Source organism: Streptomyces sp. NPDC048255 (assembly GCF_040652415.1).
GTDB lineage: Bacteria > Actinomycetota > Actinomycetes > Streptomycetales > Streptomycetaceae > Streptomyces.
Genome location: NZ_JBEZMA010000003.1, coordinates 257,073 through 277,085, shown reverse-complemented (window position 1 = coordinate 277,085; position 20,013 = coordinate 257,073). Strand labels below are relative to the sequence as shown.

General features: G+C 73.1%; 18 protein-coding genes, 1 tRNA gene and 1 pseudogene. 9 read left to right on the top strand and 11 right to left on the bottom strand.

Annotation, left to right across the window (positions count from 1 at the left end; genetic code table 11):
* The first annotated feature begins 150 nt into the window (after positions 1–150).
* The 3 genes from AB0D94_RS05145 to AB0D94_RS05135 all read left to right on the top strand — a co-directional run bounded on the left by AB0D94_RS05145 (position 151) and on the right by AB0D94_RS05135 (position 3,081).
* The gene (locus AB0D94_RS05145; RefSeq protein ID WP_362045651.1) at positions 151–1,845 is read left to right on the top strand and encodes a glycosyl hydrolase family 18 protein; all 1,695 of its coding nucleotides are present in this window, start codon (positions 151–153) and stop codon (positions 1,843–1,845) included.
* Between the two features lie 167 nt (positions 1,846–2,012).
* Positions 2,013–2,861, top strand: a complete 849-nt coding sequence (locus tag AB0D94_RS05140) for a helix-turn-helix transcriptional regulator (RefSeq protein WP_362045648.1) — start codon at positions 2,013–2,015, stop codon at positions 2,859–2,861.
* Positions 2,821–3,081, top strand: coding sequence for a DUF397 domain-containing protein (locus AB0D94_RS05135; protein WP_362045645.1), 261 nt, complete (start codon positions 2,821–2,823; stop codon positions 3,079–3,081). The genes AB0D94_RS05140 and AB0D94_RS05135 overlap by 41 nt, the downstream gene beginning before the upstream one ends.
* 48 nt (positions 3,082–3,129) lie before the next feature.
* Here AB0D94_RS05135 and AB0D94_RS05130 read toward each other — a convergent pair whose 3' ends face one another.
* Positions 3,130–5,031: an EAL domain-containing protein gene (locus AB0D94_RS05130; RefSeq protein ID WP_362045813.1), complete on the bottom strand. Its 1,902-nt coding sequence runs from the start codon at positions 5,029–5,031 to the stop codon at positions 3,130–3,132.
* A 333-nt stretch (positions 5,032–5,364) separates the two neighbouring features.
* Between AB0D94_RS05130 and AB0D94_RS05125 the strand changes: the two genes are divergently transcribed.
* Complete coding sequence (locus AB0D94_RS05125; RefSeq protein WP_362045642.1) at positions 5,365–6,600, top strand: M6 family metalloprotease domain-containing protein; 1,236 nt, start codon at positions 5,365–5,367, stop codon at positions 6,598–6,600.
* A 107-nt stretch (positions 6,601–6,707) separates the two neighbouring features.
* Here AB0D94_RS05125 and AB0D94_RS05120 read toward each other — a convergent pair.
* The 6 genes and pseudogenes from AB0D94_RS05120 to AB0D94_RS05095 all read right to left on the bottom strand — a co-directional run bounded on the left by AB0D94_RS05120 (position 6,708) and on the right by AB0D94_RS05095 (position 12,165).
* Positions 6,708–6,781 (bottom strand) — tRNA-Lys (locus AB0D94_RS05120).
* Positions 6,772–7,381, bottom strand: a pseudogene (locus AB0D94_RS05115) (bifunctional DNA primase/polymerase). Before AB0D94_RS05115 ends, AB0D94_RS05120 begins: the two are co-directional and overlap by 10 nt.
* Before the next feature lie 211 nt (positions 7,382–7,592).
* Complete coding sequence (locus AB0D94_RS05110) at positions 7,593–7,934, bottom strand: hypothetical protein (protein ID WP_362045639.1); 342 nt, start codon at positions 7,932–7,934, stop codon at positions 7,593–7,595.
* 183 nt (positions 7,935–8,117) lie between these two features.
* Complete coding sequence (locus AB0D94_RS05105) at positions 8,118–9,458, bottom strand: AAA domain-containing protein (protein ID WP_362045636.1); 1,341 nt, start codon at positions 9,456–9,458, stop codon at positions 8,118–8,120.
* Entirely contained in the window at positions 9,455–11,038 is a 1,584-nt protein-coding gene (locus AB0D94_RS05100; RefSeq protein ID WP_362045632.1) for a hypothetical protein, read from the bottom strand. The genes AB0D94_RS05105 and AB0D94_RS05100 overlap by 4 nt, the downstream gene beginning before the upstream one ends.
* Positions 11,026–12,165, bottom strand: a complete 1,140-nt coding sequence (locus AB0D94_RS05095) for a hypothetical protein (protein WP_362045810.1) — start codon at positions 12,163–12,165, stop codon at positions 11,026–11,028. The genes AB0D94_RS05100 and AB0D94_RS05095 overlap by 13 nt, the downstream gene beginning before the upstream one ends.
* Positions 12,166–12,401: 236 nt before the next feature.
* Here AB0D94_RS05095 and AB0D94_RS05090 point away from each other — a divergent pair, with 236 nt between their 5' ends.
* Complete coding sequence (locus tag AB0D94_RS05090; protein WP_362045629.1) at positions 12,402–12,998, top strand: histidine phosphatase family protein; 597 nt, start codon at positions 12,402–12,404, stop codon at positions 12,996–12,998.
* A 104-nt stretch (positions 12,999–13,102) separates the two neighbouring features.
* Here the strand turns inward: AB0D94_RS05090 and AB0D94_RS05085 are convergent, their stop codons facing one another.
* From AB0D94_RS05085 to AB0D94_RS05075, 3 genes are all read right to left on the bottom strand, one after another.
* Positions 13,103–13,456 (bottom strand): hypothetical protein, encoded by a 354-nt coding sequence (locus tag AB0D94_RS05085; protein ID WP_362045626.1) that lies wholly within the window; start codon positions 13,454–13,456, stop codon positions 13,103–13,105.
* Positions 13,453–14,103, bottom strand: a complete 651-nt coding sequence (locus AB0D94_RS05080; RefSeq protein ID WP_362045623.1) for a DUF6232 family protein — start codon at positions 14,101–14,103, stop codon at positions 13,453–13,455. The genes AB0D94_RS05085 and AB0D94_RS05080 overlap by 4 nt, the downstream gene beginning before the upstream one ends.
* Before the next feature lie 166 nt (positions 14,104–14,269).
* Positions 14,270–15,607, bottom strand: a complete 1,338-nt coding sequence (locus AB0D94_RS05075; RefSeq protein WP_362045619.1) for a tetratricopeptide repeat protein — start codon at positions 15,605–15,607, stop codon at positions 14,270–14,272.
* Between the two features lie 282 nt (positions 15,608–15,889).
* Between AB0D94_RS05075 and AB0D94_RS05070 the strand changes: the two genes are divergently transcribed.
* The gene (locus tag AB0D94_RS05070; protein WP_362045616.1) at positions 15,890–16,297 is read left to right on the top strand and encodes a hypothetical protein; all 408 of its coding nucleotides are present in this window, start codon (positions 15,890–15,892) and stop codon (positions 16,295–16,297) included.
* Positions 16,298–16,314: 17 nt separating this feature from the next.
* Entirely contained in the window at positions 16,315–17,193 is an 879-nt protein-coding gene (locus tag AB0D94_RS05065; RefSeq protein WP_362045613.1) for a fused MFS/spermidine synthase, read from the top strand.
* 46 nt (positions 17,194–17,239) lie between these two features.
* Here AB0D94_RS05065 and AB0D94_RS05060 read toward each other — a convergent pair whose 3' ends face one another.
* Entirely contained in the window at positions 17,240–17,800 is a 561-nt protein-coding gene (locus AB0D94_RS05060; protein ID WP_362045610.1) for a hypothetical protein, read from the bottom strand.
* A gap of 79 nt (positions 17,801–17,879) precedes the next feature.
* Between AB0D94_RS05060 and AB0D94_RS05055 the strand changes: the two genes are divergently transcribed.
* Positions 17,880–18,566 (top strand): response regulator transcription factor, encoded by a 687-nt coding sequence (locus tag AB0D94_RS05055; protein ID WP_266936556.1) that lies wholly within the window; start codon positions 17,880–17,882, stop codon positions 18,564–18,566.
* Between the two features lie 7 nt (positions 18,567–18,573).
* Complete coding sequence (locus AB0D94_RS05050; protein WP_362045605.1) at positions 18,574–19,983, top strand: HAMP domain-containing sensor histidine kinase; 1,410 nt, start codon at positions 18,574–18,576, stop codon at positions 19,981–19,983.
* The last annotated feature ends 30 nt before the right edge of the window (positions 19,984–20,013 follow it).

Genomic DNA, 20,013 nt, shown 5'->3' with positions numbered 1-20,013 from the left:
ATGTGCGCTCAGGTCTCTGACGAGGTGATTTACCCCGCGAGTGGTCTAGTCCTTCTTTGGTCCAAACCATTGACTCGGGGGAGTGGTGATCGCTATCACTTCTCACACCTGAACCTCTTGCTCTCCCCTCCCACCGCCCGGAGGCAGTTCATGCACATCCGTAAACCCCTCATCGCAGCCGCCGCCACGGCCGCGCTGGCAGCCGGAGCGCTTGCCTCCTTCGCGGGGCTCGGCACCGCCCAGGCCGCCGACGCCGGTGTCACCGCCGCGGCCGGCGGCGTCCGGATCGCCTACTACGACCAGTGGAGCGTGTACGGGAACGCCTTCTACCCCAAGCACCTCGACACCCGCGGCATAGCGGGCAAGCTGGACGTCCTCAATTACTCGTTCGGCAACATCCACCCCACCGAGCTCACCTGTTTCGAGGCGAACAAGGCGGCGGGCGACGACAACAACCCCAACGCCGGTGACGGCGCGGGCGACTCGTACGCCGACTACCAGAAGTCCTTCAGTGCGGCGGACAGCGTCGACGGCGTCGCCGACAAGTGGGACCAGCCGATCGTGGGCGTCTTCAACCAGTTCAAGGAACTGAAGGCCAAGTACCCCCACCTGAAGATCAACATCTCCCTGGGCGGCTGGACCTACTCCAAGTACTTCCACGACGCGGCCAAGACCGACGCCTCCCGCAAGAAGTTCGTCGCCTCCTGCATCAAGCAGTACATCAAGGGCGACCTCCCGGTGGAGGGCGGCTTCGGCGGCGCCGGGACCGCGGCGGGCATCTTCGACGGCATCGACATCGACTGGGAGTACCCCGGCTCCTCCGGCGGCCACCTGGGCAACCACTACGGACCCGAGGACAAGCAGAACTTCACCCTGCTGCTCCAGGAGTTCCGCAAGCAGCTCGACGCCGAGGGCGCGGCCAACGGCGGCAAGAAGTACCTGCTGACCGCGGCCCTCCCGGCCGGCCAGGACAAGATCAAGTACATCGAGACGGACAAGATCGGCGCGTACCTCGACTACGCGAACATCATGACGTACGACATGCACGGCGCCTGGGACGGCGACGGGCCCACGTACCACCAGTCCCCGCTCCAGCCCTCGGCGGCCGACCCGACCGACCCGATCGCGCCGGGCACCGAGAAGTACAGCATCGATAACGCCATCGACTCCTGGATCGACGGCAACCCGGCGTACGGCATCACGGGTGGCTTCCCCGCCAACAAGCTGACCCTGGGCTACGAGTTCTACTACCGCGGCTGGAAGGGCGTCCCGGCGGGCACCACCAACGGCCTCGCCCAGACGGCCACCGGCGGCTCCGCGGCCCGTCCGCTCAGCCAGCAGGCGGGCATCGCGCACTACAAGGAGCTCGGCGGGATCGTCGACAACCCGGCGACCACCTTCTGGGACGACCAGTCGAAGTCCTCGTACTTCTACAAGGACGGCGAGTTCTTCACCGGCCTCAACCAGAAGTCCATCCAGGCCCGGGTCGACTACGGCAAGCAGCGCGGCCTGGCCGGCGCGATGATGTACTCGCTCCTCGGCCTGGACAACAACACCACGCTGCTGAACCAGATCTCGGACGCCCTCGGCGGCACCACCGTCCCGCCGACCACCCCGCCCACGACGCCTCCGACCACTCCGCCCACGACCCCGCCGACCACGCCTCCGACGACGCCGCCCACGGGCTGCGGCTCCGTCCAGGCGTACGTCGCCGGCACGGTCTACACCGGCGGCAGCGAGGTCTCGCACAACGGCCGCAAGTACAAGGCCCAGTGGTGGACGCAGAACGAGACGCCGGGCACCACCGGTGAATGGGGTGTCTGGAAGGACCTCGGCGCCTGCTGATCTCCCCCCACCCCGCGCCGAGCGACGCCTCCGCCCTGCCCCCTCTCCGGGGGTGGGGCGGAGGTGTGTCACATGGTTGCCGGATTCCGCACACCGCTGCGTATCGGACTCGTTACGCTCGGCCACAGGCTGCATCCGACCTGCTTCCTGATGGGGGTGACCGTCCCATGGCCCAGGCCCGCGACATCGATCCCAGTGCCTCGCCGCTGGACTACTACGGCTACGAACTCCGCCGCCTCAGAGAGGACGCCGGGCTGAAACAGGCCCAGCTGGGCGCGATCATCTTCTGCACCGGCTCCCTGGTCGGCATGGTCGAGAACGGCCGAAGGGTTCCGACGCGGGACTTCTCGGAACGGGTGGACGCGGCGCTGAATACCGGTGGGGTGTTCTCCCGCCTGGCCGGTCTGGTGCTAAGGAGCCAGTTGCCCCCGTGGTTCCAGGCATTCGCGGCGCTGGAGGCCAGGGCGACGCACATCTCCTCGTTTCAGCCGCAGTTGGTGTACGGCCTCTTGCAAACGCAGGAGTACGCCCGGGCCGTCCTCCATGCCGGATGGGGGGAGAAGCTCGATGACGCCGTGGCCGCGAGGCTGGAGCGGCAGCGCATCCTGACCAGAGAGCGCCCGCCGCTTGTCTGGGTGGTTCTGGATGAGGCGGTACTGCACCGCCCCTTCGGTAGCCGCGAGATAATGCGGGAGCAACTGGACCAACTGCTGAAGTTCCAAGACCGGCGTGAAGTGCGGATCCAGATCCTCCCGTTCAACGCCGGACCACACCCAGCCACGGTCGGGGCGTTCACTGTCCTCAGGTTCGATGGGGACCCGGATATCGTCTACGCCGAGAGCTACGGTTCGGCCCACGTGAAGGCGAATCCGGAGACGGCCAGAGACTGTGCGCATCGCTACGATCATTTGCAGGCCACGGCGCTCTCCGTGGAGGACTCGGCGGCGCTGATCGCCCGCGTACGAGAGGAACGTTATGGGGATCAATCAAAACCTGACGAGCGCGCTGTGGCGTAAGTCCAGCTACAGCGGAGGGACCGGCGGCGAGTGCGTCGAGTGCGCCCCCCTCGGCGGCGCCGCATGGCAGAAGTCCTCGTACAGCGGATCCAACGGCGGCGAGTGCGTCGAAGTGGCCGCCCAGCCCTGCCGCGTCGCCGTCCGCGACTCCAAGCGCCCCGACGGCCCGGCCTTCACCGTGGCGCCGGAGGCGTTCGGGGCCTTCGTCCGGAGCCTCTGACCGCATGCCGCAGCGGCAGCCCCCCGGCGGGGGCTGCCGCTGCGGGCGTCAGCGCTGGTCGCCCATGCCCGGGCGGGAGCCGATCATCTCCGCGATGCGTTCCGGCGGCACCGCGCGGGAGTACAGCCAGCCCTGGCCCGTGTCGCAGCCGACGCGCCGCAGCCGGGCTGCCTGGCCCGCCGTTTCCACGCATTCCGCGGTGACCGTCAGGCCCAGCCGGTGGGCGAGCTGGACCAGCGCCTCCACGATGGTCTCGTCGGCCGGGTTCGGGTGCGTGCCCTCCTCGTAGCGGAAGCCCCGTACGAAGGAGCCGTCCAGCTTCAGCACCGAGACCGGCAGGCGGCTGAGGTAGGCCAGGTTCGAGTAGCCCGTGCCGAAGTCGTCGATGGCGATCCGCACGCCCATGTCGCTGAGGGCCTGGAGGGCCTGCAACGGCCGGCCCGCCGAGCCCATCACCGCAGACTCCGTCAGCTCCAGCTGCAACAGCTGCGGCGCCAGGCCCGTCTCGGCGAGGATCTCCGCGACGTCGCCCACCAGGTCCGAGTCCCACACCTGCCGAACCGCGACGTTGACGGACACGAAGACCGGGGAGTCGCTGGGCTGTTCGATCTGCCAGCGCCGCGCCTGCCGGCACGCGGTCCGCAGGACCCACTGCCCCAACTGGACGATGGAACCGTCCTCTTCGGCGATCCCGATGAACCGATTCGGCGTAAGTGTGCCGAACTGGGGGTGTTTCCAGCGGACCAGGGCCTCCACTCCGCGCACCACCCCGCTCTCCAGGTCCACCAGTGGTTGGTACTCCAGCTCGAACTCCCCCTGCTCCACGGCGGGGCGCAAGGTCGAGGAGAGCGCCTGCCGGGTCATCCGGTGCGCGTTGCGCTCCGGGTCGAAGAGGGTCCAGCGGGCCTTCCCGTCCGCCTTGGCCCAGTACAGGGTGGTGTCGGCGGCCTGCATCAGCCCGGTCGCCGAGGTCCCGGCCGCAGCCCGCTCCACGACGCCGATCGACGCGGAGACCGACAGCCGTTGCCCGGCCAGGTCGAACGGCTCCTGTACGGCGGCCAGTACGCTCCGCGCCAGTTCCGCCAGCTCCTCGGTGCCGGTGGAGTCCTCCACGAGCAGGGCGAACTCGTCGCCGCCGAGCCGGGCCACCAGGTGCCCGCCCGTGCGCCCGTAGCCGGACTGGTCGGCGCACTGGGTCAGCCGGGCGGCGACGGCGGCCAGCAGCCGGTCCCCGACCCGGTGGCCGAGGGTGTCGTTGACCGCCTTGAACCCGTCGAGGTCCAGGTAGCAGAGCCCGATCCGGCCGGTACCGCCGCCGTGCTGTTCGTACGCGGAGGCCTCCAGGGCGGCGGAGAGCCGCTCGAAGAACAGCGCCCGGTTGGGCAGCCGGGTCACCGGGTCGTGCATCTGGAGGTGCCGCAGCCGGGCCTGGAGGTCGCGCCGGTCGCTGATGTCGGCGACGGACAGCAGGACGTCCCCGGTGCCGGGCACGGGCCCGAGGGTGACCTCGGTCCACAACGAGTGCCCGTCGGGGTGCTTGAGGCGGCGCGTGCAGCGCAGCCGGGCCTGCCGGCCGCGCAGCACCTCCTGGTACGCGGCCCAGGTACGGGCCTCCGAGGCCAGGTCCACCAGGTCGGCGGCGCACTGGTGGGCGAGCGCGTGCGGCTCGGTCCCCAGCAGGCCGGCGAGGGCCGTGTTGGCGGCGACGACGTAGCCGTCCCGGTCGATCACGGCCATGGCGAGGTGGGCCGCGTTGAACGCGGCCCGGTAGTCGCCCCGCGCGGCCCCGGCGGGGGACAGCGGCGCCGGGGTGCCCGACGCCGACGGCGCTGCAGGCACTACTGGGTGACGCTGCGTAATGGCCGATCGGATGCTGTCGGCCGCCGAACCGGTTCCCTCTGAGGTTCCGCTCACCGTTGGCTCCCGCAGTGTTCGTGAGTGTCCGTGCAGGAAAGTGTGCCGATCATAGAGGCTGCCGGGAGGCCCTATCCAGCCGCGTCGCCGGTCGGAGCACGGTCCTTTGACGAGTTTGACGTCAGGGTGACGCGGTGCTGACGCAGGGTCCGCATGACGCGGGGCGATCGTTTCTGCGCGCCTCTGAGCATGCGGAGACCTCTGCTGATCTCGCGTGATCGGTCGTGACGTTCTGTAGGCAGACGCGTGAAGTTGGAGGGTCACCGGCTTGCCCTATTGCTCACTCGTGTGGGGCAGCGGAACAGGGCACTGGTAAGACAATCGCCTCAAGGTGGACGAGAGGGTACGAATCCACCACCGGAGGTCGATGTGCCGCGACAGGAGACACCCGGGGGAGTGGACTGCTCCCGCATGCGAAGTACGGCTGCGGCGCTCACTTCCCTTACGGCGCTCGCCGCCATGTCACTGGTCGCGGGTCCCGCCGTGGCCGATTCCGGGGCCGGGCCCTGCGCGCTGACCCGTACGACGGCGCACCACTCCCTGGGCCTGGACACCTGGAACGGCGCCTACCCCCGGCCCGAACGCACCCTCGACGCGGTGATGGTCTTCCTCTCCTTCCCCGACCACCGGACCGCCCTCACCACCGACGAACTGGCCGCCGACTACTTCCCCGCCACCAGCGACTACTTCGAGCGGGCCTCGTACGGGCGCTTCCGCCTGGTCCCGCACCCGCAGAAGCAGTGGATCCGGATGCCCAAGCCCTCGGCCGCCTACGGGATACAGCGTGACTGGGCCCCGGAGGACCGGGCCGCCTACCTGCGCGACGCGGTCGCCACCGCCGACGCCGAGGTGGACTTCAGCAAGTACGACGTCGTGTACTTCGTCGCCGACCCAGACGCGCCCGGCGTGGACTCCGACGCCACGAAGGTGGTGAACTTCGACCGCCCGATCGTCGCGGACGGCGCCGACCTGCGGCGGATCGTCACCGTCTTCGAGCAGCACCCGCCGGACCGCAACGTCCTCGCCCACGAGACCGGGCACGTCTTCGACCTGCCCGACCTCTACCACCGGCCGACGGACGGCAAGGGCGACTGGGACACGTACGTCGGGGACTGGGACGTCATGGGCAGCCAGTTCGGGATGGCCCCGGACCTCTTCGCCTGGCACAAGTGGAAGCTGGGCTGGCTGGACTCCTCCCAGGTGGACTGCGTGCAGTCGGGTTCCTCGCTGCACACCCTCCAGCCGCTCGCGCAGGCCCCGCCGCAGGGCGGCACCGGCGGGACCCGGCTCGCGGTGGTCCGTACCGGGCCCGGCAGTGCGATCGCCATCGAGGCGCGGGGCTCCGCCGGCAACGACGGGGACACCTGCACCGAAGGGGTCCTGATCTACCGGGTGCGCAACGAGGCCGCGTCGGGCGGCGGCCCCATCGAGGTGCTGGACGGGCATCCGGAGACGGAGGCCTGCTGGGACCGCTCGGTGTACCCGCCGCTGGCGGACGCGCCGCTGGAGGTGGGGGAGGCGTACACGGTGCCGGGCGAGCGGATCAGGATCGAGGTCGCGGACCGGACCCAGTCGGGCGCGTACACGGTGAAGATCACGACGTAGCGCGGTCGGCGGGACGGCAGGCCAGCGGGATGGCAGGACAGCGGGATGGCCGGTCGGCCGGGAACACGAAGAAGGCCCCCACTCGCGTGGAGGCCTTCTTCCGTCTGTGCGCCGCCAGGGACTCGAACCCCGGACCCGCTGATTAAGAGTCAGCTGCTCTAACCAACTGAGCTAGCGGCGCCTGCTGACGTCGTAGACATTAGCAGGCCGACCCGCGGAACGAAAAATCGATATCCGCAGGTCCAGTGCTCGCCGTCGTACGGGCCGCCCGGACGAAGGCCCAGAGCAGCGCCTCGGGCCCCGGGAGCCACGGCCTGCGCGTGTCGGGAGCCACGAGCCAGCGCGAGGCGCCGGGCGTGCCGGCCAGCGGCGGCACGGTGACGGCGTCGCCGGCCCCGTGGCACAGCGGCACCGGGGCCGTACGGGCACCTCCCCACTCCTCCCACTTCAGCAGGGCGGGCAGCCGGTGGGCGGTGCCGGGGGCGGTGAACAGCAGCATCCGGCCGCGGTGCACGGCGACCGGTCCGGAGCCGGGGCCCTCGGCCCAGAGCAGGTCCAGGACGCGGCGGCCGAGGACGAGGGGGACGTTGACGACGTCGAAGACGGTCCCGCAGGGCAGCACGGCGGGCGAGGTGGGACGGGTCTCCCAGATCGCGAGCGTGCTCCGCGGCCGGGCCGAGGCGGAGGAGAGCCAGGCGGCGCCCTGCGGGGTGACGTGGGTGGCGGGCGCGGTACGGGTGTCGAGGGCGGGGCAACCGGGGGCCGTCGTCAGCGTCGTCATACGCAAAGATCTACCGGCCGTAACCTTCCGGCTTCCGGGAGTTACCGAAAACCGGGACGGGGTCGGGGGTGGTGGGGTATGTTGCGCCCCGCATATGACAAACGCCGGAGGCGCTGGATCCGGTCCCACCGGGCAAATCCAGCCCGCTCCGGCGTTTGAGGAGCGGGGTCTGGGGCGGAGCCCCCGGTAGCGGGCGCAGCTCAGCCGAGCGCTACGCCGGGCCCGCGCCGCTCTGGAGGGTTTCGCCGAACTCGATCATCTTGCGCGCGTAGTCCTCGGTCCAGTCCGCGCTGGCGGCAATCGCCGCGGGCGAGAGGCGGTCGAAGCGGCGGGGGTCCGCCAGCTGGGCCGCGGCAAGGGCCTGGAACTCCACCGCCCGGTCCTGCGCCGCCCGGAAGGCGAGCGTCAGCTCGGTGGCCCGGGCCAGGAGTTCGCGCGGGTCGTCGATGGACTCCAGGTCGAAGAAGTGCTCCGGGTCCGTGACGGCCTCCGAGGGCTCGAAGAGCAGCGGCGCGGGCCGCAGCCTCCGCTCGGTCCGCTCGGGTTCTGCCATGCCTGTCCTCCTGCTGCGCGTGCGAAATGCTTCCGGGCCACCGTCCATTGTCCAACGCCACGCAAGGGCGCACACGGGTGCACCGCCACGAGCTGGAACGCCTGTACGGGCCGTGGGGCGCAGGAGGCGGCCGGTGCCTCCGCGACGGGGGAGTCGAGCAGGTGTCCGCCCGGCCCGGGCCCCTCAGGGCCGCCAGGCCACCCGGTGCTCGGCGAGGTGGGCCAGGACCGAGTGGTTCGCCTCCCAGCCGTCCGGGAACTTCACCGTCACGCCCAGCTGGACCGGTTCCGTCGCGGGATGGTCGTCCAGGAGTTCCGCTATGCCCGCCCGGGCCACCACCACGCAGGCGTGCCGGTGCCGGGAGGCCAGGACGCACAGGCGGCCCGTCTCCAGGTGGAAGGCCGTCGCGTCCGGGCGGCCCGACAGCGGGTGGAGCACCACCGTCAGGTCGTACTCGCGGCCCTGGAGCCGGTTCGCGGTGTCCACCGTGACCCCCGAGACCCCGAGCGAGACCAGCGCCGCACGGACCGCGGCCGCCTGGTCGCGGTGCGCTGTGCCGACCGCGATCCGGTCGGCCGTCATCGGGGCCGGCCCCGGGGACTGCTCGTCCGAGGTCACCGCCCCGCGGTCCAGGGCGCGGCGGACGACGAGGGCCACCGCCCGCACCGCCTCCGGGTCGGTGCGCGGGGTGTGCCGCGCGGGCAGCTCCAGCAGGCCCCAGCCCGATTCGGCGGCCTCGTCCAGGACCCGGTCGGGGCCCGACCCGTCCGAGGGGACCCCGTACGACAGCCGCCGGTCGCCCGGCCCCGTACCGCTGCGGAACTGCGTGTACGGGTAGAAGGCGCGGGAGACCAGCGGCGCGGCCGTCGCCGGGAGCCGCCAGGACACCGGCAGCCGGTGCTGCGGCAGCTGCGGGTTGTGCGCGAGCAGGGTGGAGACCGCCGAGGCGGAGGGGTCGTAGGACAGGCCCGCCCACTGCTCCGCGCCGACCACGCTGAAGGGGTCCAGCTGGCCCGGGTCGCCCACGAACAGGGCCCGGTCGAACAGCCCCGCGACGGCCAGCAGCGCGTCGGAGCGCATCTGGTACGCCTCGTCGACGATGGCGTGCTCCCAGGGCTCGACGTCCTTGACGAAGGCCCACTTCGCCGCCGTGGAGATCGTGATCGGCAGCTCCGCGAGGTCCCCCGGCTTGGCCGAGAGGGTGACCGAGGGCAGCTCGCGCAGCGCCGGGTCGTACGCCTCCCCGTCGCTGCTGTGCAGCCGGCCCACCCGCAGCTCCGGGTCCTTGGCGGCGAGGCGCAGCACCAGGTCGTCGACCTGGGCGTTGGTCTGCGCGACCACCATCAGCCGGCGCCCGGCCGCGGCCAGCTCGCGGGCGGCCCGGACGACGAGCGTGGACTTGCCGGCTCCGGGCGGGGAGTCGACGACCACGCCGCGCTCGGTCCCGTGCAGCGTGTCGTGGAGGATCGCGGCGGTCGCCCGCGAGGCGGCCAGGGCCGGATCGAAGGAGGCGGTCGCAGTCACAGCACGTCCTCGTCGGTCACGGTGTCGGGGAGGGGGACGGCGCTCAGGTGCCCGGGCGGGCCGCCGTGCGTCCACGGGGTGTTCTCGGGATCGGGGAGCTTCGGGCCGCCGCGCGCGTCGTGCTCGAAGAGCGTCCAGCACACCCGGTCGCCCTTCTCCGGCACCGAACCGGGCTCCGGATCGCGGCCGCGGCCCATCTTGTCCAGCAGCCGCAGCACGATGCCGCCGTCCTCCTCGAAGCGTACGAACCGCGCCGACTGCGGGCGACCGTCCAGCGAGCGGAACACCTTCGCGGCGCCGTCCTCGGCCAGCTGCGGCCGGTCCTCCGTCGCCACCGTCACCAGCGGGCGGGGGCTGGGCCGTTTGGAGTCCGTCCACTCCATGACCACCTCGGTGACCTCACCGGCGAAGGCCTCGCCCGCGAGCCGCCGGCCCGCCATCACCAGGGGGTCGTCCAGAGCCTCCTGGGCGTCGAGCCGCACCTGCTCGGTCTCCCGGGTGGCCAGCTTCTGAGCCGCCGTCACCGCATCGTCGCGGCGCGGCTGCGGGGGCTCGCCCGCCCGTACGCGGTCCCGGTGGCCGGTGTACGACCAGCGGTCGCGGGTCCAGCGCTCCTCGGCGCGCTCGCCCGGCGGCAGGCCGCGCAGCAGGTCGATCGCCTCCCACGTCGTCCACCAGGTGTTCGACATCTGGGGCACGACCAGTTGGCGCACGGCCCGTTCGGCCATCCGCACCTCACGGTCGTCGGCCCCGGGCCGGGCCGCCAGGGCCGCGCGCGCCGCGTCGTAGCGGGCGATCGCCGGGGCCAGCAGCTTGTTGTCGAAGGCCGGGTCGGTCGCCGGACCGGCCGGCGGGCACAGCAGCTGGCCGTCCTTGTCGCGGCCCAGTTCAGCCTGGAGCGCCGCCTCGGCGCCCGACCGGCCCTGCGGCGGGTCGATCCAGCCCAGCAGCGCCCCGAGGTGCTGGTCCTCCAGGTTGCTCTGGCCGGTCGCCCAGTGCCGGGACAGCAGGTCCGTCGCCGACAGCAGCATCGAGGACCCGGGCACCCGCGAGCGCTCGGCGAGGTGGGTGAACCAGCGGCCGAGCATCGGCACGCGCGAGGGCGCCGGATACGGATTGTCCGGATCCTCCTCGGCGGTGCGCCGGAACCGCATCGACCGGCCCAGCAGGCGCACGTACTCGATGCCCGCCCGGCTCGGCACGATCAGCTGCGGCGCGTCCCGGCACAGCTCGGCCTCGACCTTGACCCTCTTGCCCGTCTCCGGGTCGGTCTCGCTGCGCTCGGCCGGCTCCACGTCGTCCGCGTACGCGTCGATGTGGGCCAGGACGTGGACCGCCAGGTCCGCGAGGAACGCCCAGCGCAGGTCCCGGTCGCGCGGCTGGGGTATGACGAAGACCCGCGGCTCGTTCCGGTCGGTCCCGACCAGCGCGCCGAGCGGAGCCCCCGTCTCACCGGCCGTGGTGAGCGGCACGAAGACCATCGGGTTCTCGCTCAGGTGGCGGTGGCGCACGGTCGCGAGCGGCTGGGCGCGGCCCGCGCGGACGGCCTCCAGCCGGGCCAGGGTGCTCAGCAGGGGCATTCGGGGGTCTCCGGGACGTGGTGCGGCGGACGGGCGGCGGCGAGCTCCAGCGCCTCGGCGCGCAGCCGGGCCGCGCGGTGCAGTGCGGCGGCGGTCGGATCCCCGGCGCAGCCGGCCCCGGTGGCCGCCGCGAGGGCCTCCTCGACGGTGGTCAGCGCGCCCAGCTCGCCCCGTACGGACCGGCCCAGCGCGGTCACCTGGCCGGCGGTGCGGGCCCCGTCCCGGCAGTGGAAGGCCAGCTCGCAGGCGGCCAGGCACTCGGGGGCGTAGGCGGCATCGACCGCGGCGACGGCTTCGGTGAGCTCCTCGGCGGACCGGGAGGGGTCGAAGCTGAGCCCCTCGGGCAGCGCCGCGGCGAGCTCCTCGACGCGGGTCAGACGGTCCAGCTGTCGCCGGGTCACGGCGCGCTCGCGGCGGATGTCGACGGGCGCGGCGGTGGGCAGGTTGGAGAAGTCCTTGGGGCAGACCAGCAGCACCGCGTGCCCGACCTCGGCTCCGTCCAGCTTCTCGGCGGTGTTCTCCAGGGCCAGGACGTAGACGGCGGCCTGGCGGGCGGCGGCGCCCACCTTCGCGGGGTCGGCGGCGCCGTCGATCATCGGGAAGGACTTGATCTCCACGACGGTCCAGCGGCCGTCGGGATGCACCACGACGGCGTCCGGCTCCAGGTAGGCGGGGGTGCCCGCCACCTCCAGGGCCAGCATCGGGTGGTCGAGCAGGGACCAGGCCCCCTCGGTCCGTCCGGCGGCGGTGGCCTCGCGCAGGGCGAGCGCGGTGCGGGCGGCCCGGCCCTCGGGTCCGGCGGCGGTGAGGTCGGGGACGCGGGCGCCCGGCCCGGGCGGGGCGGTCGCGGAGCCCAGGTGCTCGTGGACCAGGCGGAGCAGTTCGGCGCCGCCGTCCCCCTTGACCTTGGCCTCGAAGGAGTTCCCGCGGACGATCGCGAACTGCGACTGCCCGAACGGGGCGGGCGAGCCGAGGGCCGAGGCGAGCACGGTCTTGTCCACGCCCGCGCCGTCGAGCAGGGCGCGTCTGCCGCAGCCGGGGTTGGCGGCGAGGGCCGCGAGCGCCCGGGCGTCGAGCGGGCGGGGCGGCACGGCGGGGCCCCGCAGGCCGGCGAGCCGCTGCCGCAGCGTGGCGGGCTGCGGGGTCTGCTGCGCGGTTCGCCGGGGAGGGCCGCTGGGCGGGTAGGAGCTCACCCGCGGAAGTGTCCCATCCGCCACTGACAATCGTGGACTTACCGCGGAAACCAGCTGTTCGCGGCCTGTGCGGTGGCCCCGCGTTCATGTGATGGATGATGGACGGACGACGGAACCGCTCTAAAAGCGTGCATATCCGTGCATACCCATATGGACCGGGAGAAAAATATATGGCCCCCCGCATCCTGCTGGCCCGCCACGGCCAGACGGCGTGGTCCCAGCTCGGCAAGCACACCGGGCGCACGGACGTGCCCCTGCTGGAGGAGGGCAAGCGGGGCGCGCAACTGCTCGGCGAGCGGCTGGCCCGAGACCCGTGGAAGGGCCTGTCCGGCGTGGAGGTCCGCACCAGCCCGCTGGTCCGCGCGAGCGAGAGCTGCGAGCTGGCGGGCTTCGGCGTGCAGGCGGAACCGTGGGACGCCCTGATGGAGTGGGACTACGGCGACTACGAGGGCATGACCCCGGCGGAGATCCAGGCGGTCCGCCCGGGCTGGCTGATCTGGCGCGACGGGGTCCCGGGCGGCGAGTCCGTCGCCGATGTCGCGGCGCGCGCGGACGAGGTGGTCGCCTGGGCCCGCTCGGCGGAGCGCGACGTCCTGGTCTTCGCCCACGGGCACATCCTGCGCACCCTGGCCGCCCGCTGGCTCGGCTTCGAGGCCTCCTTCGGCGCGCGCATCCGCCTCGAGCCCACCTCCCTCTCGGTCCTGGGATGGGCCTACGGTGCCCCCGCGCTGGAGCGCTGGAACGACACGGGGCACCTGGACGCGTAGGTCCGTGTGCCGGGCCCGTTCCGGGCGGCCTTCCCGGCCTGACGGGCCCGACAGGCCCGACCGGCCTTCCCGCCCGGTCGGGCCGGTGCCTGCCCGGACCGGGGCTACGCGCCCAGGAGTTCGAGCAGGGCGCGTACGGCGTCGAGGACGGGCTGGCCGATCGCGCCCGCGGTTGCGGCGATGCCCGCGACGGTCATCAGCGCGCCGTGCCGCTGCTCGGGGGTGGTGTCCTCCTCGGCCGTGATGGCCGGGAGCGAGGCGTCGATGCACTGCGCGGTCGCCGGGGGCACCTGTGCGTGCAGCTCCCGCAGCAGGGCGACCAGGCCGGCGACGGCCTGCTCCACGGCGGCAGACGGCTGGGGGCCGGTGGGCGCCCCTCCGTGGTGGTGGGCGATGCCGGTGTTCCCCATGCCGCCGTGCATGTGGACGACGTCCCCGTAGAAGCTGTCCCCGCTCATGACCTCGCCACCCCCGTGTTCGCCGAGCCGCCGTACATGTTCACCGTGTCCCCGAAGTAGTAGTTGCTGGGGTTGCTGATCGTCAGCCGTTCCACGCGGACGCGGAGCTCCGTGTCCGGGTTCTCTATGGCGTGCGCGATCTGGTAGACGAGGTGGTTGAGGTGGTCGTGGTGGCCCGTGACCAGTGCGGTCGACTGGCCGTTCGACTCGACGGCCATGACGAAGTGCGAGGAGGCCGACAGCACGATGGCCATCTCCACCAGGAAGTAGATCAGCGCGGCCACGCTGACGAGCCAGATGAAGGTGAGGAAGCCTTCGAAGCTCGCTTGTTCCCGGGAGAGGAAGCCGGCGATGGCGCTGAACAGCGTGAACCCCATCGCCACCAGAATGGTGAGCGCCGTCCGCCGCAGGAAGAGCAGCACGGCCTCCTTGCGCCGCGGGTGGAGGACGAACGTGTACACCCGGGCGACGTTCTGGAGCGGGTAGACCGCCCCTCCCACCCACAACAGCCTCCTGGTGACGGTCAGGTCGAGCGCCCCGCCTGAGGAGGCGGCCAGGGCCCGGCCCGGCGGGCCCTGCGGAGCCGGTGGACCCACGGGCGGCGGGGCCGGCGGCTGCGGTGGTGGCTGTGGTCCGGTCGTGTCCATGCTTCCCCCTGAGATGGAACCGCGTCGGAGCGAAGCCTCATTAAGGACGGGCGGCCTCGCGACCGCAAGATGAATTCAGGCCCGTTCGCGCCGCAGCCCCCGGCGCCCCCGCTACCCCCGGCGCCGAGGCCGCCGCCCCGCCGCTCCTCGCGGCCCTTCCCCGTCCTCAGACCGCCGCGTGCCGGGTCAGGAAGACTGCCACGCGCGGGGAGCGCTGGTGCGGGACCAGGACGCGGGCGGTGTCCGACAGCATGGACCGGATCCGGGTGGACTGGACCTCGGCGAGCCGGTCGAGCACGCGGCCGCCGGCCCAGGCGGCCTCGTCGGGAGCGCCCGCGCGGGCCAGGTCACCGGCCAGCTCCGCGGTGTACAGGGCCACGTTCCGGGCGAAGTGCGGATCCTGGAGGTCCGCGGCCCGGCGGGCGTGCCGGGCGGCGCGGGAGTGCTCCCCGAGGGCGGCCCAGCACCGCGCCTCCAGGGACTCCAGTTCGGCCTCCCCGAAGAAGGACATCCACTCGGGGTCCGCGCCCGTCCCGCCCTTGGCGAAGTCGGTGTGGGCCCGGGTCAGCGCCTCCTCGCATGCCTTGCGGTCGGCCAGCCCGGCCCAGCCGCCCGCCTCGCGGAGCGCGAGCAGCGACAGCAGCCGGGGGGAGCCGAGGGCGCGGGCGGCGCGGCGGCCCGCCTGGGCGGCCCGTACCGCCTCCCGGGAGCGACCGCAGTCCCGGGCCAGGAAGGCCATGTTGCTGAAGGCGTGCGCCTCCAGTCCGGCGTCGCCCGACACCCGGGCCGTGGCCAGGGCCTCGGCGTAGTGGGAGCGGGCGTCGTCGAAGCGCCCGGAGTCGTGCGCCAGCCAGCCGACGGAGACGGCGAGTTCGCCGGCGCCCGCGTGCAGCCGGTCCTCGGTGGACTGCCGCCTGGCCCCCGCGTCGAGCAGCGCGTAGGCCGTGCGCAGCGGCTCGGCGGCCTTGCGGTACAGGGCGTCGGCGCCGTGCCGGTCGTCCAGCAGCCGGATCTGGCGTACGGCGTCCTCGACGGCGGCCGCCTCTGACTCGCCGGCCCGGGAGGGGATCCGGCGGCTGTCGCCGAGCAGGGTGAGGCTGAGCGTCGCGGCCGCCACGGTCGCGGAGCCCCCCGCCATGAACGCGCGACGCAGCACGTCGCTCTCCTTGGGGCTGGTGCCAGTACCGCAAGCGGTACCCGAACGGTGGGTGAGGGCGGAGAAGGGGGCACGCTGCGCCGAGCGCCCGCGGACGGCCTCGCGCGGGGAGAATCCCAGGTCGGCGAGGGTGCGGCCGGGGAACATGTGCAGGAAGACCCGCTCGTACGCGTAGTTGGGGCAGCGGATCTCGCCGGACTCGACCCGGCCGATGTACCGGGCGTCGCAGGAAACCGTTTCTCCGATCTCCTTGGCCGCCCTGCGCACCAGGGCCGCGAACTCGGCCGGGGAGTGCTGACCGCGCATCCGCCGGAACGTGGAGTTGGGTGAGTGGGGGGACGCCGCCATGGACGTGGCCTCTCTGGCAAGGAACACACCGCCGGTGCTGTGGCCCGTCCCGCTGGGCCCCCGGCGCGCATGAACGTACCGCCAGTGACGGGGTGTTCATGCGGTGTTTGGCTACAAAAGGGATATCTCACCCGCCATCCGCCATGAACTGCCATCCTTTGCAGCGTCTTGCCGCCGCACCTGTTGACGTTTCCGTGCGTTGAACGCATGCGGAGTGGGAGGCGACTGCCCGCTCCCGGCTCGTACGCGGATCGAGGAGGGGTTCCCTTGGTGGAGGCCGGCATGGAGAGCACTGGAACGAACACCGCGCCCCGGCCCGGTGCGGCCCCCGTCGACGCGCCGGACCTGGTGACCGTGCCCACCCGGCAGGGCCTCGAGGCCGTGGACATCATCCGCCGGGCCGCCCGTCAGGCCGGCGGGGTCGGCCCCGTCCTGCACGACGGCTCCGGCGACACCCTCGGCTTCCTCGTCCCGCCCGGCACCGCCGACGCCTGGGACCTGCCGGGCAGCGCGTGTACGCAGACCAACGGGCGCGGGATGCGCTTCGGAGAGGCCGCCGTTCCCACCCCGGCCGGCACCGGCTGGCTGCTCCCCCCGGAGGCCGTGGAGCCGGTCACTGACCCGCAAGTCCTGCGTGCGGCCCTCGGCGAGGCGGCCCGGCTGATCGAGGCCGCGGACAACTGCCGCTGACCGGCGACAATGGGTGCGTGGCGAGCAAGGACAGAGGCAAGGGCAAGCAGCGCGGACGCGGCGGCGCCGAGGCGGTCACCGGGCAGGTGGACGGCGGCCGCGCCGAGCTCGCGCCCGACCGCGAGCGCCCGGGCGCCTGGACCCTGCTGATCGACGGGGCCCCGCAGTCGCATGTGGACCTCGGCGATCCCGGGTACCTGGACTTCTCCTACCAGCGCCGGATCGGCCACCTGATCGACCTCGTCGCGCCCGCCCGGCAGCCCTTGAACGTGCTGCACCTGGGCGGCGGGGCCTTCACCCTCGCCCGGTACACGGCCGCCTCCCGCCCCCGCTCCACCCAGCAGGTCGTGGAGATCGACGCCGCGCTGGTGGCCTTCGTACGGGAACACCTGCCGCTGGATCCGCAGGCGCGGGTCCGGGTCCGGGCGGTGGACGCGCGGGCGGGCCTGGCCAAGGTGGCGGACGGCTGGGCGGACCTGGTCATCGCGGACGTGTTCAGCGGGGCGCGCACCCCCGCGCATCTGACGAGCACCGAGTTCCTGGACGAGGTGCGCCGGGCCCTGGCGCCCACCGGGTGGTACGTGGCCAACCTGGCGGACGGCCCGCCACTCACCCACCTGCGGAGCCAGATCGCGACGGCCGCGTCCCGGTTCCCGGAGCTGGCGCTGGCCGCCGATCCGGTGGTGTGGCGGGGCAAGCGCTTCGGCAATGCCGTCCTGGTGGCCTCCGACCGGGAGCTGCCCGTCGCGGAGTTCACCCGCCGGGTGGCGAGCGACCCGCATCCGGGCCGGGTCGAGCACGGGCGGGCGCTGGCGGACTTCGCGGGCGGTGCGGCCCCGGTCGCGGACGTCTCGGCGGTGGCTTCGCCGCAGCCGCCGCCCTCGGTGTTCGAGTAGGGGCCGGTCGGCTGTCAGGGGCGCAGGGGCTCAGAGGGGCAGGGGCTCAGGGGTCGACGATCTCCACGACCGGCGGATGGTCGTGCCAGGTGCAGAAGACCGAGACCTCGCGCCCGTCCCGGGTGAAGGTGACCCGGATCCAGTAGTCCTGCTTCCACACCTGCATCCGCCAGCCGGCCGAGGGGGTCGCGGAGACCAGCTCGGCCGAGGACGCCCCCAGGTCGAAGACGACCCGGCCGCCCGAGACCGGATAGGCCTTCACCTGCCCCGCGCCGCCCTCGTCCGGCTGCTGGTACGGCTGCTGCCCGGGCGGGGAGCCCTTCTCCGGGGGCTTGGCGGGGGAGGAGCCGGCGGACGGCGACGCCGCCGGGCTCGGGGACCCGGACGCGGAAGGGGACGGGGACTCCGAGGGGGACGCGGAGGCCGGCGGAGCGGAAGGCTGCGCGTGCTGCGTGGAGGAGGACAGCGGCTGGGTGGCCAGCGGCACCGCGAGCGGCGGATCGTAGGCGGTACCCGACATGACCGTGTGCACGCCCCACCAGGACAGCGTCACCGCCGCCCCCGTCGCCAGCAGCCATGCCATGGCATGGACGAGTCCTCTTCGCATCAGGGCACATACTGCACCACCCGCCACAAGAGTGTCCCGACACCCCGGCCGGTCCCCCGAATGGGCTACGGTGCGGGCCATGGCAAGTGTGCTCGTGGTCGAGGACGACCAGTTCGTACGTTCCGCCCTCATCCGGCACCTGACCGAGGCCTCGCACACCGTGCGGAGCGTCGGCACCGCCCTGGAAGCCCTGCGCGAGGTCGCCCACCACCGCTTCGACGTGGTCATCCTCGACCTCGGGCTGCCCGATCTCGACGGGTCGGAGGCGCTCAAGATGCTGCGCGGCATCACCGACGTACCCGTGATCATCGCGACCGCGCGCGACGACGAGGCGGAGATCGTCCGGCTGCTCAACGACGGCGCCGACGACTACCTGACCAAACCTTTTTCCGTCGAGCACCTCTCCGCCCGGATGGCCGCCGTACTGCGCCGCTCCCAGGCGGCGGCGGCCGAGCCGCCCTCGCGCGTCCTGCGCGTCGGCGGGCTCGCCATCGACCCGCTGCGCCGCCAGGCCCAGCTCGACGGCGCGGCCCTGGACCTCACGCGGCGCGAGTTCGACCTGCTGGCCTTCCTCGCCGGGCGGCCCGGGGTGGTCGTGGCCCGGCGCGAACTGCTCGCCGAGGTCTGGCAGCAGTCGTACGGGGACGACCAGACCATCGACGTGCACCTGTCCTGGCTGCGCCGCAAGCTCGGCGAGACCGCCGCCCGGCCGCGGTACCTGCACACGCTGCGGGGGGTCGGGGTCAAGCTGGAGCCGCCGCTGTGATGCCGCGATGAGGTGGGCGCTGGTCAAGGTGTGCCTCGCGGTCACCACCATGGTGGTCGTGGCCTTCGCCGTGCCGCTCGGGCTCGTCGTCCAGGAGATGGCCAGCGACCGGGCCTTCTCCAACGCCGAGCGGCAGGCGGCCACCATCGGGCCGACCCTGTCCATCACCACCGACCCGGTCCAGCTGCGCAAGGCGGTGGAGTCCACGCAGATGGGCGCCGCCCGGCGGATGGCCGTCCACCTCCCCGCCATCGGCGACAGCCCGCCGGTGGGCATCGGCGAGGGCCGGGCGGGGGAGCGGGCCGTGGCCGAGACCCGGCGGATGGGGCGGGCCACGACCGCCTCGGTGCCGGGCGGGGGTTCGGCGCTGCTCCAGCCGACCGCGCTCGGGTCCGGGGACATCGCGGTGGTGGAGGTGTTCGTACCGGAGAGCGAGGTCAGCAACGGGGTCACGACCGCCTGGCTGGTGCTCGCGGGCGTCGGACTGGCCCTGATCGTGGGCTCGGTCGGGGTCGCCGACCGGCTCGGCGCCCGGCTCGTACGGCCCGCCGAACGGCTCGCGGACGCCGCGCACCAGCTGGGCGAGGGCCGGCTCGGGGCGCGGGTGGCGGAGGCCGGTCCCAAGGAACTCCGCTCGGCGGCCGTCGCGTTCAACGCGATGGCGGACCAGGTGGTGGAACTCCTCGCCAACGAGCGGGAGCTGGCCGCCGACCTCTCGCACCGGCTGCGGACGCCGCTGACGGTGCTGCGGCTCAACACGGCCTCGCTCGGGGACGGCCCGGCGGCCGAACAGACCCGGGCGGCGGTGGAACAGCTGGAGCGCGAGGTCGACACGATCATCCGTACGGCCCGCGAACAGCGCCCGGCGACCGGCCTGGCCGGCACGGGTGCGGGCGCCGGTGCGGGCTGCGACGCCTCGGAGGTGATCCGCGACCGGATGGCCTTCTGGTCGGCGCTGGCGGAGGACGAGGGCCGGGAGGTGCGGCTCGCGGGGGTCGACCGTACGGTACGCATCCCCGTGGCCCGGCCCGAACTCGCGGCCGCCCTCGACGCCATGCTGGGCAACGTGTTCCGGCACACCCCCGAGGGCACCCCCTTCGCGGTGGACGTCCACGACGCCTCGGACGCGGTCATCGTGCTCGTCTCGGACGCGGGTCCGGGCATCGCCGACCCGGACGCCGCGCTGCGCCGGGGCAACGACGGCGGCCGCGACGGGTCGACGGGTCTGGGCCTGGACATCGTGCGCCGGGTCGCGGAATCGACCGGCGGGGACGTGCGGCTGGGCCGCTCGGTGCTCGGCGGGACCGAGGTCCGGGTCTGGATCGGCCTCGACGGGCGCACCCGGGGCGGCGCGGGCGGTGCGCGGGTCGGGCGCGGGGTCCGGCGCGGCAACCGACGTACCCGGGGGCGCGCCTAGCAGGCGGTTCGTCCCCCTGTCGGTACGGTC